Source organism: Streptomyces sp. NPDC096205 (genome assembly GCF_044763135.1).
Classification (GTDB): Bacteria; Actinomycetota; Actinomycetes; order Streptomycetales; family Streptomycetaceae; genus Streptomyces.
Window position 1 is genome coordinate 272,705 of sequence record NZ_JBIWFS010000008.1, and the last position, 16,377, is coordinate 289,081.

12 protein-coding genes and 5 tRNA genes are annotated in these 16,377 nt (G+C 73.5%); 11 read left to right on the forward strand and 6 right to left on the reverse strand.

The window, feature by feature from the left end:
- Nucleotides 1–38 precede the first annotated feature (38 nt).
- From ACIQ6Y_RS28590 to ACIQ6Y_RS28615, 6 genes are all read left to right on the forward strand, one after another.
- Nucleotides 39–866: a MetQ/NlpA family ABC transporter substrate-binding protein gene (locus ACIQ6Y_RS28590; protein ID WP_404043015.1), complete on the forward strand. Its 828-nt coding sequence runs from the start codon at nucleotides 39–41 to the stop codon at nucleotides 864–866.
- A 171-nt stretch (nucleotides 867–1,037) separates the two neighbouring features.
- A complete protein-coding gene (locus ACIQ6Y_RS28595) occupies nucleotides 1,038–1,676 on the forward strand; it encodes a GNAT family N-acetyltransferase (protein WP_404043017.1) in 639 nt (212 codons plus the stop codon).
- Nucleotides 1,677–1,790: 114 nt separating this feature from the next.
- Nucleotides 1,791–3,008: a precorrin-6y C5,15-methyltransferase (decarboxylating) subunit CbiE gene (gene cbiE / locus ACIQ6Y_RS28600; protein WP_404043019.1), complete on the forward strand. Its 1,218-nt coding sequence runs from the start codon at nucleotides 1,791–1,793 to the stop codon at nucleotides 3,006–3,008.
- A 346-nt stretch (nucleotides 3,009–3,354) separates the two neighbouring features.
- Nucleotides 3,355–7,587 (forward strand): nicotinate-nucleotide--dimethylbenzimidazole phosphoribosyltransferase, encoded by a 4,233-nt coding sequence (cobT, locus tag ACIQ6Y_RS28605; RefSeq protein WP_404043021.1) that lies wholly within the window; start codon nucleotides 3,355–3,357, stop codon nucleotides 7,585–7,587.
- A gap of 149 nt (nucleotides 7,588–7,736) precedes the next feature.
- A complete protein-coding gene (cobA, locus tag ACIQ6Y_RS28610; RefSeq protein ID WP_404043023.1) occupies nucleotides 7,737–8,969 on the forward strand; it encodes a uroporphyrinogen-III C-methyltransferase in 1,233 nt (410 codons plus the stop codon).
- 54 nt (nucleotides 8,970–9,023) lie between these two features.
- Entirely contained in the window at nucleotides 9,024–9,842 is an 819-nt protein-coding gene (locus tag ACIQ6Y_RS28615) for a TrmH family RNA methyltransferase (RefSeq protein WP_404043025.1), read from the forward strand.
- 3 nt (nucleotides 9,843–9,845) lie between these two features.
- Here ACIQ6Y_RS28615 and ACIQ6Y_RS28620 read toward each other — a convergent pair whose 3' ends face one another.
- On the reverse strand, nucleotides 9,846–11,276 hold the full coding sequence (locus ACIQ6Y_RS28620; RefSeq protein WP_404043382.1) for a protein kinase: 1,431 nt from the start codon (nucleotides 11,274–11,276) through the stop codon (nucleotides 9,846–9,848).
- A gap of 584 nt (nucleotides 11,277–11,860) precedes the next feature.
- Here ACIQ6Y_RS28620 and ACIQ6Y_RS28625 point away from each other — a divergent pair.
- The 3 genes from ACIQ6Y_RS28625 to ACIQ6Y_RS28635 all read left to right on the forward strand — a co-directional run bounded on the left by ACIQ6Y_RS28625 (nucleotide 11,861) and on the right by ACIQ6Y_RS28635 (nucleotide 13,759).
- Nucleotides 11,861–12,067: a hypothetical protein gene (locus ACIQ6Y_RS28625; RefSeq protein ID WP_404043027.1), complete on the forward strand. Its 207-nt coding sequence runs from the start codon at nucleotides 11,861–11,863 to the stop codon at nucleotides 12,065–12,067.
- A 358-nt stretch (nucleotides 12,068–12,425) separates the two neighbouring features.
- Nucleotides 12,426–13,364: a phosphotransferase family protein gene (locus tag ACIQ6Y_RS28630; protein ID WP_404043029.1), complete on the forward strand. Its 939-nt coding sequence runs from the start codon at nucleotides 12,426–12,428 to the stop codon at nucleotides 13,362–13,364.
- A gap of 98 nt (nucleotides 13,365–13,462) precedes the next feature.
- The gene (locus tag ACIQ6Y_RS28635; protein WP_404043031.1) at nucleotides 13,463–13,759 is read left to right on the forward strand and encodes a zf-TFIIB domain-containing protein; all 297 of its coding nucleotides are present in this window, start codon (nucleotides 13,463–13,465) and stop codon (nucleotides 13,757–13,759) included.
- A 53-nt stretch (nucleotides 13,760–13,812) separates the two neighbouring features.
- Here the strand turns inward: ACIQ6Y_RS28635 and ACIQ6Y_RS28640 are convergent.
- From ACIQ6Y_RS28640 to ACIQ6Y_RS28660, 5 genes are all read right to left on the reverse strand, one after another.
- Nucleotides 13,813–13,884: transfer RNA gene (locus tag ACIQ6Y_RS28640), tRNA-Val, on the reverse strand.
- Between the two features lie 35 nt (nucleotides 13,885–13,919).
- Nucleotides 13,920–13,991, reverse strand: a tRNA-Val gene (locus ACIQ6Y_RS28645).
- Between the two features lie 45 nt (nucleotides 13,992–14,036).
- Nucleotides 14,037–14,108: transfer RNA gene (locus ACIQ6Y_RS28650), tRNA-Val, on the reverse strand.
- 1 nt (nucleotide 14,109) lies between these two features.
- Nucleotides 14,110–14,183, reverse strand: a tRNA-Cys gene (locus ACIQ6Y_RS28655).
- Between the two features lie 38 nt (nucleotides 14,184–14,221).
- Nucleotides 14,222–14,294: transfer RNA gene (locus tag ACIQ6Y_RS28660), tRNA-Gly, on the reverse strand.
- A gap of 178 nt (nucleotides 14,295–14,472) precedes the next feature.
- Here ACIQ6Y_RS28660 and ACIQ6Y_RS28665 point away from each other — a divergent pair.
- Together ACIQ6Y_RS28665 and ACIQ6Y_RS28670 are read left to right on the forward strand one after the other, a co-directional pair.
- A complete protein-coding gene (locus ACIQ6Y_RS28665) occupies nucleotides 14,473–15,513 on the forward strand; it encodes a chorismate-binding protein (RefSeq protein ID WP_404043033.1) in 1,041 nt (346 codons plus the stop codon).
- A 3-nt stretch (nucleotides 15,514–15,516) separates the two neighbouring features.
- A complete protein-coding gene (locus tag ACIQ6Y_RS28670; RefSeq protein WP_404043035.1) occupies nucleotides 15,517–16,338 on the forward strand; it encodes an aminotransferase class IV in 822 nt (273 codons plus the stop codon).
- The last annotated feature ends 39 nt before the right edge of the window (nucleotides 16,339–16,377 follow it).

The following is a 16,377-nucleotide window of genomic DNA, read 5'->3' on the forward strand; positions in this document are numbered from 1 at the left end:
TGACGGGGTCGCACCACCCCATAGGAAAGGCACTTTTCGTGCGTAACACCGCCAAGATCACCACTGCCGTCCTCGCCGCCGGAGCCCTCACCTTCGGGCTGACCGCCTGCGGCTCCTCCGACAGCGACTCCTCCTCCACCGACGGCCCGCTGATCGTCGCCGCGAGCCCGGTCCCGCACGCCGAGATCCTCAACTTCGTCAAGGACAACCTGGCGAAGAAGGCGGGCCTCGACCTGGAGGTCAGGGAGTTCACGGACTACGTCACGCCGAACACGGCCACCGAGGACGGCTCCGTCGGCGCCAACTACTTCCAGAACCAGCCGTACCTCGACGACTTCAACAAGAAGAACGGCACCCACGTCGTGCCCGTCGTCACGGTCCACCTGGAGCCGCTCGGCCTCTACTCCGAGAAGGCCAAGAGCGCCGACGCCCTCAAGAGCGGTGCCACCATCGCCGTCCCCAACGACACCGTGAACGAGGCGCGCGCCCTGAAGCTGCTCGCCGACAACGGCCTGATCACCCTCAAGGACGGCGTGGGCAACGAGGCGACCCCCGCGGACATCACCAAGAACCCCAAGAACTTCAAGTTCAAGGAGCTGGAGGCCGCCCAGACCCCCCGCTCCCTGAAGGACGTCGACGCCGCCGTCGTCAACGGCAACTACGCCATCGAGGCCGACCTCAAGCCCGCGAAGGACGCCCTCGTCCTGGAGTCCGCCGAGAACAACCCCTACGGCAACTTCCTCGCCGTCAAGAAGGGCAACGAGGACGACCCGCGCGTCAAGAAGCTCGCCGAGCTGCTGACCTCGCCCGCGGTCAAGAAGTTCATCGAGGACGAGTACGCCGGCTCGGTCATCGCCTCCTTCTGAACCCACTGACGCCCTGTCAGCGGGCGTTCACCGCACCCGGTGTCCCCTCTGCGCGAACGCATGCGCGAACCGAGGGGTCCCCGGGTGCGGTTCAGTGCTTTCATGCTGCATGCTGGGCAGTTCAGCACGACCTCAGCTTTTCGACGGCTTTCCACGGCTACGGAGCGGCGCATGACGAGCACCTTCCCCAACATCTCCATCAGCACGGAGCGGTTGGTGCTGCGTCCCCTCGACGAGGACGACGTCCCCGCCCTGGCCGCGATGATGAACGACGAACAGGTCGCGGCCTGGACCGACGTCCCGCAGCCCTTCACCGAAGAGGGCGCCCGCAGCTGGATCACCGAGTACGCCCCCACCGAACGGGAAGGGGGACACGGACTCGACCTCGCCGTCACCGAGTTCCTCACCCAGCGCCTCGTCGGGATCGTGCAGCTCGGCAAGACCAACTGGCACGTCCGCTCCACCGAGCTGTCGTACATCATCGCCCCCTGGGCCCGCGGCGAGGGCTACGCCTCCGAGGCCGCGCTCGCCACCGCCCAATGGCTCTTCGGTGACCAGAAGTTCGAGCGCATCGAGCTGCGCACCGCCGCCGACAACACCGCCTCCCAGCAGGTCGCCCAGAAGATCGGCTGCATCAGCGAGGGCGTCCTGCGCAACGCCTGCATAGCGCACGTCCGCGACGACGACGGCACCTGGACGGACTTCCGGACCGACTTCATCGTCTGGAGCCTGCTCCCCGAGGACATCGAGGGCAGCGCCGAGCAGCTCGCCGACACCGCCGGTTTCACGTCGTACGCCGACTGGAACTGATCGGCGCCGGGACGCCGCAGCCGTTCCCACAGCACGACCAGGTACGCTCACCAAGCCCGCCCCGGAGCGGGCCGACCCCCGACGAGCTGCGACGATCCCTGGAGACTGACGACGATGGCCGACCGGGTCACGGTGATCGGCTGGGACGGCTCGCCGCTGACCGCGGCGGCACGCGCCGCACTGGGCGCCGCCACCCTCGTGGCCGGTGCCGCCCACCATCTGGCGCTGCCCGAGGTACCCCCCGCCGCCGAGCGTATCCGGCTCGGCAGCGTCGCCCTCGTCGCCCGCCGTATCGCCGCCCACCGCGGCACCGCGGTCGTGCTCGCCGACGGCGACCCCGGCTTCTTCGGCGTCGTACGCACGCTGCGCGCGCCCGAGTTCGGCCTGGAGGTCGAGGTCGTGCCCGCCGTGTCCTCGGTCGCCGCCGCGTTCGCCCGCGCCGGCATGCCCTGGGACGACGCCCAGGTGGTCGTCGCACACAGCCGTACCCTGCGACGCGCGGTGAATGTATGCCGGGCCCATACCAAGGTCGCGGTCCTCACCTCACCCGGTGCCGGACCCGCCGAACTCGGACTCCTCCTGGAGGGCGTCCACCGCACCTTCGTCATCTGCGAGGAACTGGGCACCGACCGCGAACAGGTCAGCGTCGTCACCTCCGACAAGGCCGCCGACCACACCTGGCGCGACCCCAACGTCGTCATCGTCATCGGCGGCCCCGCCCGCACGGGCCCCGCCGCCGAGGACGGCTGGATCGCCGGCCGCGACCCGGGCACCGGCCCCCGCGGCTGGATCCAGCCCGCCGAGGCCTACGGCGGTGAGCTGGGCGAGGGCGAGACCGACATGCTGCGCGCCGCTCAACTCGCCCGGCTGGGACCCCGTACCGGCGACCTGGTGTGGGACATCGGGTGCGGTGCTGGCGCGTTCGCCACCGAGGCCGCCCGCGCCGGTGCCGCCGTCCTCGCCGTCGACCGTTCCATGGAGGCCTGCGCGCGCACCGACGCCGCCGCACGCCGCTTCGGGGTGCAGATGCAGATCGTGCGGGGCACGGCCCCGCACGTCCTGGAGGACCTGCCGGAACCGGACGTCGTCCGGGTCGGCGGCGGGGGAGCGGCCGTGGTCTCCGCGGTCGCCGACCGCCGCCCGCGGCGCATCGTCGCCCACGCCGCCACCCGCGACGAGGCCGAACTCCTGGGCCGCGATCTGACCGAACACGGGTACGACGTGGAGTGCGCCCTGCTGCAGTCCGTGGAACTGGACACCCGCGCCTGGACGGAGAAGGAGCGGAGCGTTGCGTTCCTGCTCAGCGGGGTCCTGCCGGATCGCTCCCCGTGATCCTGTTGTCGTACTGCGCGCGGTAGGCTGGCCGATCGTTGTACCGCACTCGGTCGCCCGGCGCTTCGTCGGTCAATGTCCGGAAAGCACACCCGTTTTGGGGTGAGTGTGGTACGGCAGAACCGGAGGACGCGCAACGTGGCGCAGTCCACAGCGGACCGTTGCGGATCAAGGTGTCGCGACGGCGGAACGCCGGAGACAATGCCACCGAATGGCTTTGTCGCCTTTTCCGGGCGGGTCGTTCGTGCCGCTGGACACGGACGCTCGTTCTTCATTGCGGGGCGGTCGGTGCGCCGTTCCGGGTGAGCTGGACGTAGAGGCACTAACCGATGGGCGAGGGGTACGCATGACCGACACCGGCCAGGTCCCGGGCGAGGGGCTGCCGGAGAACGCAGGCATGGTGGAACAGCCGGGCGTTCCCGAGCACGCGGCGTACACCACCTACCTCTCCGAGACCCCCGCCGAGGACGAAGACCTCCTGCTGCCGGGCGCCCAGAGCGCCTGGGGCAACGAAGTGGCGCCACCCGCGCCCGAGCCGGTCGTCGAGGCCGTGCACGAGCCGGACCCGCACGAGACGGGCGGCCGTGACAGCGGCTCCGTCGACCTGACCGGCGTCCGTCTGCCGAACCCGGCCGCGTCCGCGGCGCGCCGTCCGCTGCACCTCGGCCCGCCGATCCCCGACGCCTCCGCCAGCCCGGTCCGCTCCCTGGCCGACCGCGGCCCGGCAGGCGCGCCCGTCCGCCAGCCAGGCCCGCCGACCTCCGGCCCCGAGTACCTCGACGTGCCGCGCGCCCGCGAGATGCCGACCCAGCAGGCCGCCCCGCAGGGCGCCATGCCCCAGGGGGCGGTGCCGTGGGGTGCCCCTGCGGCCGCTCCCGCCCCGGCCCCCGTGCCTGCGGCGGCCCCGGCTGCGGAAACGGTTGGCCCGGTTCCGCATCCCGCCGCCGAGCCGGTGGACGCGGCCCAGGCCACGATGGCCCGCCTCACGACCCAGGCGGTGGCCGCTACGACGCCCGCGGGTGAGGCCGTGGCTGTGTCGGAGCCGGTCGGGCCCGAGGGTTCGCAGGAGCCGGCTGCGGTGCCGGTCGCCTCTGAGCCCGAGGCGGCTGCGCAGGGCGCCGCCGAGGCGGGAGAGGGCGTTGTGGGCGAGCCCGTGCAGGAGGTGCCGCCGGTCGTTGCCGAGCCGGTTGCCGCCGCTGCGGACTCGGCTCCCGCGGGGCCCGGTCAGGAAGACGTGCAGGAAGTGGTCCAGGAGGACGTCCAGGTCGTGCCCGCGCAGGGGCCCGCGCAGGGTGCCGCCGAGGCGGTCGAGCCGCAGGCAGTGGAGGCCGCGGAGGCGGTTGCAGCCGTCGCGGCTCCCGTCGCCGTCGAGCCCGCACAGCCGCAGGCCGCGGAGCCTGTCGTCATGGCCCCTGAGCAGCCGGTGGCGCCTGTTGCGGACGCTTCTGCCGCCGAGCCGGTCGATCCGCAGGCCGCGGAGGCCGTTGCCGTGGCACCTGCCCCTCAGCCGCAGGTCGTGGAGGCTGTTGCCGTGCTCCCTGAGCAGCCGGGCGCGCCGGTCGCGGACGCACCCGCCGCCGCACCCGTGGAGCCGCAGGCCACCGACGCCGCTGTCTTCGCCCCCGCCGAGGAGGCGCCGCAGGTCGTGGACGCCGCCCTTGCCGAGGCGGCTCAGCCGCAGGTCGTGGACGTCGTGGCCGTGGCCCCTGACCAGGTGACGCCCCAGCCGGCAGAGGCTCCGGCCCCCGCCGACTTCGCCGAGCCGACCCAGGAGCCTGCCAACGCTCCCGTCCAGGAACCGGCCCCGGACGCGCAGCCCGCGGCCGAGGTCGCCCCCGAGCAGGCCCCGCAGGCGCAGCAGCCGGAGGCCCAGCCGGTCCCGGAGGCCCAGCCGGTCGCGGACGTCCAGCCGGTCCCGGTCGCCCAGCCGGTCGCGGACGGCAACCCCATCCCGGACGCCCACTCCATCCCGGACGCCCAGCCGATCCCGGGCGAGCCCCCGGCCTCGACCGCCCCGGCCCCCACGGCCGAACAGCCGACCCCGGACGCCCAGCCGGAGCAGACCCTGCAGCCGGACCAGCCCGCCCAGCCGGAGCAGACCCCCCAGCCGGAGCAGCCCGCCGCGGCCGAGCCCCCGCAGCCCGAGCACCTCACCCCGGCGCCGCAGCCGGTGGCGGAGCCCGCGCCCGAGGCCGAGTCCGCGCCCGCGCCCGCAGCCGAGGTCCCCCCGGTAGCCGAGGCCATCCCCGCAGCCGAGCCTGCGCTCGCGGCCGAGCCCACCTCTGCGGCCGAGCCCACCCCCGCAGCCGAGCCCATCCCCGTCCCCGCCCAGGCCGCAGCCCACATCCCGGACCCCGCGGCCCAGATCCCGGACGGCCCCCACCCCGCCGAGCCGCACACGGCCCAGCCGGCGGACGTACACCAAGGGGACGTACACCCGGCCCCCCAGCCGGAGGCCCTCGCCGGCCCGCAGTCGATCGCCCAACCGACCCCGGACCCGGACCCGCACCCGGCCCCGGCCGTGGCGCAGCCCGTCCACCCCGCACACCCCGTCGGAGACGAAGGCACCCTGCCCGCGGGCGCGGTCGGGGCGCCCCCGCTGGGCGAGTTCGTGCCGGTGGAGGGCGCCCCCGTACCGACGGCCCCGCACCTCGCTCCGACCCCACCGCACCCCATCGCCGTACCGGCACAGCGGGAGGCGGCGCCGGAGACGGACGGCGACGTGGAACTCGTACAGCAGGCGGACGACCTGGAGACCCGGGTCGCCGAACAGGAAGACCGGCACGACCAGCAGGTCCAGGAAACAGAGGGCACGTCCGCGGTGGCAGAAGCACGACAGTCCACGGGCCCGGCCGCGCCCGCCTACGACGACGCCGAGCGCGCGGCCGTACTGAAGGTCATGCGCGAGCGCCGGGACATCCGCAACGGCTTCCGCAGCGACCCCATCCCGCACGAGGTGCTGCTGCGCGTCCTGGAGGCGGCCCACCACGCGCCGTCCGTGGGGCACTCCCAGCCGTGGGACTTCGTGGTCATCCGGTCCGCGGACACCCGCCGGGCCATGCACGAACTGGCGATGCGCCAGCGGGAGGCGTACGCCAAGTCGCTGCCGAAGGGCCGGGCGAAGCAGTTCAAGGAACTGAAGATCGAGGCGATCCTCGACACCCCGGTGAACATCGTCGTCACCGCCGACCCGACCCGCGGCGGCCGCCACACCCTCGGCCGGCACACCCAGCCGCAGATGGCGCCGTACTCCGCCGCCCTCGCGGTGGAGAACCTGTGGCTCGCCGCCCGCGCCGAGGGCCTCGGCGTCGGCTGGGTCAGCTTCTTCGACGAGCGCGAGATGGTCCGCGCCCTCGGTCTGCCCGAGCACCTGGAGGTCATCGCCTACCTGTGCGTCGGGTACGTCGACGAGTTCCCGGACGAGCCCGAGCTGATGCAGGCCGGCTGGTCCAAGCGCCGCCCGCTGTCGTGGGTCGTGCACGAGGAGACGTACGGCCGTCGCGCCCTGCCCGGTGAGGAGCCGCACGACCTGCTGGCCGAGACCGTCGCGCAGATCCGCCCGCTGGACGCCAAGGCGCTCGGCGAGGCCTGGGAGCGGCAGAAGCGCATGACCAAGCCGGCCGGCGCGCTCGGCATGCTGGAGATCATCTCCGCGCAGCTCAGCGGCCTGTCCCGGCAGTGCCCGCCGCCGATCCCGGAGCCCGCGGCCGTCGCGATCTTCGCCGGTGACCACGGTGTGCACGCCCAGGGCGTCACCCCGTGGCCGCAGGAGGTCACCGCCCAGATGGTGGCCAACTTCCTGGGCGGCGGAGCGGTCTGCAACGCCTTCGCCAACCAGGTCGGCGCCGAGGTCTGCGTCATCGACGTCGGGGTGGCCGGCGACCTGCCCGCCACCCCGGGTCTGCTGCCCCGCAAGATCCGCGCCGGTACGTCCGACATGACCACGGGCCCCGCGATGACCCGCGAGGAGGCCAAGCAGGCCATCGAGGTCGGCATCGAGACGGCCCGCGACCTGGTGGCGGCCGGCAACAAGGCCCTGCTGACGGGCGAGATGGGCATCGCGAACACCACCGCGTCCGCCGCCCTGATCTCGGTGTTCACGGGCACCGACCCGGCCGAGGTGACGGGCCGCGGCACCGGCATCAACGACGAGACCCTCGCCCGCAAGACCGAGGTCGTCCGCCGGGCCATCGAGGTGCACCAGCCCGACCCGGCCGACCCGATCGGCGTCCTCGCGGCGATCGGCGGCTTCGAGCACGCCGCGATCGTCGGCCTCCTGCTGGGCGGCGCGTCGCTGCGTACGCCGGTGATCCTGGACGGCGTCAGCGCCGGTGCCGCCGCGCTGGTGGCCCGCGCCATCGCCCCCGAGGTGCTGGCCGCCTGCATCGCCGGACACCGCAGCGCCGAGCCCGGCCATGTCGCCGCCCTCAACAAGCTCGGCCTGCGCCCCCTGGTCGACCTCGACCTCCGCCTCGGCGAGGGCACCGGTGCCCTCCTCGCCCTCCCGCTGGTCCAGAGCACGGCCCGCGCGATGCACGAGGTGGCGACGTTCGACTCGGCGGGCGTCACCGAGAAGTAGGCATCACCGGCGTCACCGGCGGGGGCGGCCCGCTGTTCAGTCAGCGGACCGCCCCTGCCGTGTGCCTCGCCCACAGCTTAAAATCCGCACGTCAGGGCCGCTCCGAAGCCGTAGCGCCCACCGCACGCCCCGTCGAGGAGCCGCCCCTCATGGCCGAAAACCCCGCCTACCCGGTAGGCCTCCGCCTCACCGGCCGCAAGGTCGTCGTCCTCGGCGGCGGCCAGGTCGCCCAGCGCCGCCTCCCCGCCCTCATCGCGGCCGGCGCGGACATCCACCTCGTGTCCCCGCAGGCCACCCCCTCGGTCGAGGCCATGGCGGACGCCGGCGAGATCACCTGGCAGCGGCGGCCGTACGAGGACGGCGACCTGGCCGACGCCTGGTACGCCCTGATCGCCACCAGCGACACGGACGCCAACGCCCGGGCCTCCGCCGAGGCCGAGCGGCACCGCGTGTGGTGCGTGCGCTCCGACGACGCCGACGCGGCCACGGCCTGGACCCCGGCGACCGGCACCAGCGAGGGCGTCACCGTCGCGATCCTCACCACCGACACCAGGTCCCGCGACCCGCGCCACACCGCCGCCATCCGCGACGCGGTCGTCGAGGGCCTGCGCGACGGCACCCTGGTCGCCCCGCACCACCGCACCCGCACCCCGGGTGTGTCCCTGGTCGGCGGCGGCCCCGGCGACCCGGACCTGATCACCGTGCGCGGCCGCCGTCTGCTCGCCGAGGCCGACGTCGTCATCGCCGACCGCCTCGGCCCGCGCGACCTGCTCGCCGAACTCCCGCCGCACGTCGAGGTCATCGACGCCGCGAAGATCCCGTACGGCCGCTTCATGGCCCAGGAGGCCATCAACAACGCCCTCATCGAGCACGCCAAGCAGGGCAAGTCCGTCGTACGGCTGAAGGGCGGCGACCCCTACGTGTTCGGCCGGGGCATGGAGGAGCTGCACGCCCTCGCCGAGGCCGGCATCCCCTGCACGGTCGTCCCGGGCATCTCCAGCTCGATCTCCGTCCCGGGCGCGGCCGGCATCCCGGTCACCCACCGGGGCGTGGCCCACGAGTTCACCGTCGTCAGCGGCCACGTGGCCCCCGACGACGAGCGCTCGCTGGTCGACTGGCCGTCGCTCGCGGGGCTCACGGGTACGCTCGTGATCCTCATGGGCGTCGACAAGATCGGCAAGATCGCCGAGACCCTGGTCGCCCACGGCAAGTCGCCCGACACCCCGGTCGCCCTGGTCCAGGAGGGCACGACGGCCGCCCAGCGCCGGGTCGACGCCACCCTCGCCACGGTCGCCGAGACCGTCCGCGCCGAGGACGTGAAGCCCCCGGCGGTGATCGTCATCGGCGAGGTCGTCAAGGTCGGCCCGGCGACCTCGGCGTAACCCGAGGTAACCCAACCCGTTGGCACCGCACGTACGACAAGGCAGTATCACCCTGTGGCCGATCTCATCACCGTTGAGGACCCCGACGACCCGCGCCTGCGCGACTACACGGGCCTGACCGACGTCGAGCTGCGCCGCAGGCGCGAGCCCGCCGAGGGCCTCTTCATCGCCGAGGGTGAGAAGGTCATCCGCCGGGCCAAGGACGCCGGGTACGAGATGCGCTCGATGCTGCTGTCGGCGAAGTGGGTCGACGTCATGCGCGACGTCATCGACGAGCTCCCGGCTCCCGTGTACGCGGTCAGCCCGGAGCTCGCCGAGCGCGTCACCGGCTACCACGTCCACCGCGGCGCCCTCGCCTCCATGCAGCGCAAGCCGCTCCCGGACGCGACCGAACTCCTGCGCACCGCACGCCGCGTGGTCGTGATGGAGTCGGTCAACGACCACACCAACATCGGCGCCATCTTCCGCTCCGCGGCCGCCCTCGGCATGGACGCGGTCCTGCTGTCCCCGGACTGCGCCGACCCGCTGTACCGCCGCAGCGTCAAGGTCTCCATGGGCGCCGTCTTCTCCGTGCCGTACGCCCGTCTCGACACCTGGCCCAAGGGCCTGGACTCGGTCCGTGAGGCGGGCTTCAACCTGCTCGCCCTCACGCCCGACGAGAAGGCCAAGAGCCTCGACGAGGCCGCGCCCCACAAGATGGACCGGGTCGCCCTGATGCTGGGTGCCGAGGGCGACGGCCTGTCCCGCCAGGCCCTGGTCGCCGCGGACGAATGGGTCCGCATCCCCATGGCCCACGGCGTCGACTCGCTCAACGTGGGCGCCGCGGCCGCGGTCGCCTTCTACGCGGTGGCGACGGGCCGCCCGGGGGCGTAGCGGCTACTCCGGCTGCGACATCTCCAGCGTCGACTCGTACCGCTGCGACATCATCGCGCTCTCGACCAGCGGCGTGTACGACGGCTGCACCGCCTGCCCCTGACGCTCGCGCCCCCCGCCTCCGCCGGGGGTGCCGAGCCCGCTCGCCGAGCCCTGGCAGCCCTGCACCACGGCGATACCGAGGGCCACCAGCAGCGTGACCACGACGAACACGAACAGCCGCTGGCGCAGCAGGCGCGGGTTGGCCGGGCGCAGCTTGGTGCCCGTGGTCCGGGGCGCCGGACGGCCACCGCGCGGCGCGGGCCGGCTGCCGGTGCCGCCGCGCGTCGAGCCGCGGGTGGCGGGGGTGTTGCGGGGGACCGGCGTGGGCCGGGTCTGGCCGGAGCGAGGGGCCGTACCGCCGCGCGAGGCACTGCCGCCCCGGGACGGAGTCGCCCCCCGCGCAGGGGCGGAACCCCGGGCGGGCCGGGGCTCGGGCGTGGGCCCCTGCGGCCGCGGGCGGCGCTGCTGGGCGCGCTGCTGCTCGGGGTAGGTGTCCGCGAGCCGCCCGGTGGGCCGGTCCGGCTCGGGCGTGCGCGGCGCGGGCGGCCGCCCGTCGAGCAGGACCTGCGCCTCGCGGGCCGCGATCTCCTTCAGCCGCAGCGACAGGTCGAGGGTGCTGGGCCGCTCCTCGGGGTCCTTGGCGAGGCAGGCCCGCACGAGCGGCGCCAGCGCGTCGGGGACGCCGTGCAGCTGGGGCTCCTCGTGCACCACGCGGTACAGCATCACCTCCGAACTGCCGTGTCCGAAGGGGGAGTCGCCGGTGCAGGCGTAGGCGAGCGTGGCGCCCAGCGAGAAGACGTCGGTGGCGGGTGTGACCGCGGCACCGCGCACCTGCTCGGGCGCGAGGAAGCCGGGAGAGCCGACGGCCGTGCCGACGTGGGTGAGGGTGGAGGCCCCGGTCGCCCAGGCGATGCCGAAGTCGATGATCCGCGGCCCCTTGGGGGACAGCAGGATGTTGGACGGCTTGAGGTCCCGGTGCACCACACCGGCCTCATGGACGGCGACGAGCCCCTCGGACAGGGCGGCCCCGACCGCGGCGACGTCCGCCGCGCACAGCGAGCCCTCCTCGGCGACCTTGTCGTGCAGGGAGGGACCGGGCACGTACTGCGTGGCGAACCACGGCCGGTCGGCCTCCAGATCGGCCGCGACCAGCCGGGCCGTGCACCCGCCCCGGATGCGCCGCGCGGCGGAGACCTCGCGCGCGAACCGCGACCGGAACTCCTGGTCCTCCGCCAGATCGGGCCGGATCACCTTCAGCGCGACCCGCTGCCCCTTGCGGTCGGAGCCCAGATAGACGACCCCCATACCGCCCGCGCCGAGCCGCCGGTGCAGCTTGAACGAGCCGACGACGCGCGGGTCCTCGCGCCTCAGGCGCATCATCGCCATGTTCATCCCCGCTGCCCGGTCCGTCTGACGTGGCACAGCTTACGTTTCCGCGGCCGTGTGCGCGCAGAGGCCGCGCCCTCTCGATTCGACGGATTGCCGGTACCGGCCGGGAGACTTGAGCGACGGTCAGGGACCACGGGCACCGGGCGCCCGGCCGCCGTCCCCGATCCCAACGGCCCGCCGGTGAAGGGGGATTGGACCGAGGCGGGCGGAGCCGGCGGCGAGGGGCCCGGCCGGCGACGGCCGACCCTGTACGTACTCGGTGCGGACGTAAAGGAAGAGCACCAGTCAGGCGCCGGTTACGGAAGTGAGGCACGTCACCCCCGGGGCTGGGAGGTCCCGGCAATCCGGACAGACGGGGCGTCCCCTCCGGGAAGACCCCGAGACCCGGGAGCGCGTCTCCACCCAGGGGAGTACACGCCGGTGAGGAGCTCATCCTCCGGGAGGCCCGGCAATCGGTACGAGGGCATGACGCCCGCCGCCCGCCACACGCCTAGATTTGAGGTCAAGCGGCGGGCGCAGCACTCGTCCCCCGAGGTCGGACGCCCGCCGCTTGCCAACGACAACTGAGATCGGTCAGGAGAGGGACCATGGCCTTCACGGCACCGCGGACAGCGCTCCGCAGTCAGGGACGCAGGGCGTACGCCGCCTTCCACCCGCGCCGTACCGGGCGCCGCCATCCGCTGGTGGCCACGGCCATGGCCCTTCCTCTGGCGGCCCTGCTCCTGCTCGTCTTCGACGGCTGGGAGACGGTGGCCACACAGGCGTCGTCCGTGGGCGTGATGCTGGGGCGCTGAGCGGCGACCCCAGGCCCGGAAGAGCGGTCCGGGCGGGGACATCCACCCATAACCCCGTGGGGACGGGGGTGCGGCGGACGGCAAAATGCCGGCGCAGCTGGGGAGCTGCGCCGGCATTGCTTTTCCCTCCCGCAATGCCCTCCCGTGTCCCTCGACGGCGCCGACCACTTCCGGGTCGTCGCCACGAAGGTCGGCGAGACGGCCGCGAAGGAGCCGAACCTCCGGGCCGCCGACCTGGCCGCGCGCTCTCTGGGGATGTTCGCCGACGACGACCTGATGACCGTGGGGTCACGCCGCCGTAGTGCCCTCCCGCAGCGCCCTCGCGTACGCTCGCGGCCGAAGCGACCCCGGGGGAGATGTGACCGCAGACCTGTTGTCCGAGCTGGCCGCGAAGGCCCGCGGCGCGGCCCACCCCCGCGCCGAGAGCTGCGCCTGCGGGGCGAGCGTCACGCTCGCCGACCGCCCCGACGCCACCGTCGTACGCCATGCCGGCACCGTCGCGAAGGCCCACGCCCCGGACACCACCGCCGCCGACCTCGCCCCTCGCGTCGCCGTGGCCGCCGCGCTGCCCGGTCCGCTCCTGCCGCCGCTCTCCCCGACGCCGGCCCCGCTGCACGGCCGACTGGTGACCTTCTGGCCCTACGGCGACCCCGTGGACCCCGACGACCCGGACGCCGCGCCCTGGGAGGCGGCCGCGGCCCTGCTCGCCACGCTGCACCGCTCTCCCGCCCCGGCCGGGCTGCCGCCGATGCGGGGCCCGGCCAAGGCGGCACGGGCCGTGACCCGCCTTTGCGAGGGCGCCCCGGAGCACCCGGCCGCCGGCCCTGTCCTGCGCGCCTGGGACACCCTCCCCGCCTGGGCCCGCGACGAGGGCCCCATGCCCGACACCACGACCCTGTGCCACGGCGACCTCCACCTCGGCCAGCTGGTGCGCCACCCCGCCCCCGACGGCCCCTGGCGGCTCATCGACGTCGACGACCTCGGCACGGGCGTTCCCGCCTGGGACCTGGCCCGCCCCGCCGCCTGGTACGCCTGCGGACTGCTGCCCCCCGAGGAGTGGACCCGCTTCCTCACCGCCTACCGCGAGGCCGGCGGCCCGGCAGTACCCGCGGACGGCGACCCCTGGCCCGCGCTGGACGTCCCGGCGCGCGCCCTGACCGTGCAGACAGCGGCCCTGGCCATCACCAAGGCCGTCGCGGCGGACCGCGACCTGGACGAGGTGGAGCAGGCGCTGATCGACGCCTGTGCGCGCATGTGTTCCGTATCACCGCAGTTGACGACGAGTTTCGCGAAGTAGCGTGCAACCGGCGACGCGACGGCGGAGTCTGTGCTGGAGATAGACGAAGTCCTGGATCTTCATCAAGCAGGACCGACCGGCGAGGAGTTGAGCCGACCATGCAGTGTCCGAAGTGCCACGCGGCGATGCACACCTACAACCGCAACGGTGTCCAGATCGAGCAGTGCTCCAACTGCCGCGGGATCTTCCTCGACTACGGCGAGCTCGAGGCGCTGACCCGCCTGGAGGCCCAGTGGACCCAGCCCGCCCCGCCCGCGCCGCCCGTCGCCCCGGCCCCCGCTCCGCAGGCCTACCCCGCCCCGCCGGCCCCCGCCTGGGGCGCCCAGCACGGCGGCGGCCACTACGGCGGCCACCACCGCAACAAGAGCTTCGGCCGCATGCTCTTCTCCAGCTGAACCGCGGACCACGAAGAAGCCCCCCGGTCGCAGGACCGGGGGGCTTCGGTGTGTGGACGATACTGGGATTGAACCAGTGACCTCTTCCGTGTCAGGGAAGCGCTCTCCCGCTGAGCTAATCGTCCTCGGGACCCTGGACCCGCAGGTCAGGGGCACTGCGTGCGCGATACTGGGATTGAACCAGTGACCTCTTCCGTGTCAGGGAAGCGCTCTCCCGCTGAGCTAATCGCGCGGGGTGATCTTTCGAGAAGATCATAAGGCCTTCGAGAAGACCCAGTGGACGATACTGGGATTGAACCAGTGACCTCTTCCGTGTCAGGGAAGCGCTCTCCCGCTGAGCTAATCGTCCTTGGAGGTGGAGACGGGATTTGAACCCGTGTAGACGGCTTTGCAGGCCGTTGCCTCGCCTCTCGGCCACTCCACCAGGAGTGTAGGGGATCGGGAAACCCCCTTCTTCCTTCGAGCGGACGACGAGGCTCGAACTCGCGACCTCAACCTTGGCAAGGTTGCGCTCTACCAACTGAGCTACGTCCGCTTGTCGTTTCGGTGCGCTTCCGCGTCCCGGCGACGTGTTGAACTCTAGCGGATTCCCCGGCCAGTACAAAAACGCGTTTGCGCAGCGTGCTGCGGTGCACCCGGCCACCAGCCCCCGCGGACCGGCCCGCAGGTCACGCCGGGGTCACCCACAGGACACCCGCCCTAGACTCGACACCGTGCTCGACCTCGCTCCTCTGGCCCGTTTCGGCGACCGCGTCGCCACCGGCCTCCTCGACGTCACCGACGACCCCGAGGCACTCGACTCCGCCGGCTTCTGGGCCGTCGTCGCGGACTTCGAGGGCCGGCTGACCTGCGCCCGCTTCGCCGACGTACGCGAGGAGCCGGTGCCCGCGCCCGTGCCGGGCGCCTGGCGGGGACCGGCGGCCGACGACTGGACGTCGTCCCTCGACCGGGCCGGGTACACGGCGGGCGTACGCCGCGTCCGTGAGCACATCGCGCGCGGCGAGGTCTACCAGGCCAACCTCTGCCGCGTGCTGTCCGCGCCCGTCGCCCCCGACGCGGACGTGGACGCGCTGACCGCCCTGCTCGCCCGCGGCAACCCGGCACCGTACGCAGGAACGATCCGGCTGCCGGAGCACGGCGTGGAGACGGCCACGGCCTCCCCGGAGCTGTTCCTGCGCCGGGCGGGACGGACCGTGGAGTCCGGGCCGATCAAGGGCACCGGACGCACTGAGGCGGACCTCCTGGAGAAGGACTACGCCGAGAACGTCATGATCGTGGACCTGGTCCGCAACGACATCGGGCGCGTGTGCGCCACCGGCAGCGTGACCGTCCCGGACCTGTGCGTCGTCGAGAAGCACCCGGGTCTGGTCCACCTCGTCTCCACCGTGCGCGGCGAGCTGCGCGACGACGCCGGCTGGCCGGAGCTGCTGGCCGCAGCCTTCCCGCCCGGCTCCGTCACCGGCGCCCCCAAGTCGAGCGCCCTGCGGATCATCGACGCCCTGGAGACCGCCCCCCGCGGCCCCTACTGCGGCGGCATCGGCTGGGTCGACGCCGACCGCGGCACGGCCGAGCTGGCCGTCGGCATCCGCACCTTCTGGATCGACCGGCCCGCCGGAATGCTGCGCTTCGGAACCGGCGCCGGCATCACCTGGGGCTCCGACCCCGAGGGGGAGTGGCGGGAGACCGAACTGAAGGCGTCCCGGCTGCTCGCGATAGCGTCGGGCACGTACGAGGTGAGTGGAGAGGGGCTCTAGGAAGTGAAGATCTGGCTGGACGGCGGGCTGCAGGACATCGAGTCCGCCCGCGTATCCGTCTTCGACCACGGGCTGACCGTCGGCGACGGCATCTTCGAGACGATGAAGGTGACCGAGGGCCGTACCTTCGCCCTGACCCGGCACCTCGCCCGGCTCACCCGCTCCGCCCGCGGCCTCGGCCTGCCCGACCCCGACCTCGACGAGGTGCGCCGCGCCTGCGCCGCCGTCATCGAGGCCAACCCGATGCCGCTCGGCCGGCTCCGCGTCACCTACACCGGCGGCCACGGCCCGCTCGGCTCCGACCGCGGCGAGCACGGCCCCACCCTGGTCGTGGCCCTCGGCGAGACCACCCGCCGCCCCGACACCACCGCCGCGATCACCGTGCCCTGGACCCGCAACGAACGCGGCGCGCTCACCGGCCTGAAGACCACCTCGTACGCCGAGAACGTCGTCGCCCTCGCCCGCGCCCACGAGCACGGCGCCTCCGAGGCGCTGTTCGCCAACACCGTCGGACAGCTCTGCGAGGGCACCGGCTCCAACGTGTTCGTCGTCCTGGACGGCGAGATCCACACCCCGCCGCTCGCCTCCGGCTGCCTCGCCGGCATCACCCGTGAACTGGCCGTGGAGTGGACCGGCGCCAAGGAGACCGACCTGCCGCTGGACGTCCTGGAGCGGGCCGACGAGGTGTTCCTCACCTCCACCCTCCGCGACATCCAGGCCGTGCACCGCGTCGACGACCGCGAACTGCCCGGCAGGCCCGGCCCGGTGACGGCCAAGGCCATGCGGATCTTCGACGAGCGCGCGGGCGACGACCTCGACCCGTAGAGCTGGTGTGAAATCCAGCTGCCGCAGGGCGCGTCGGCG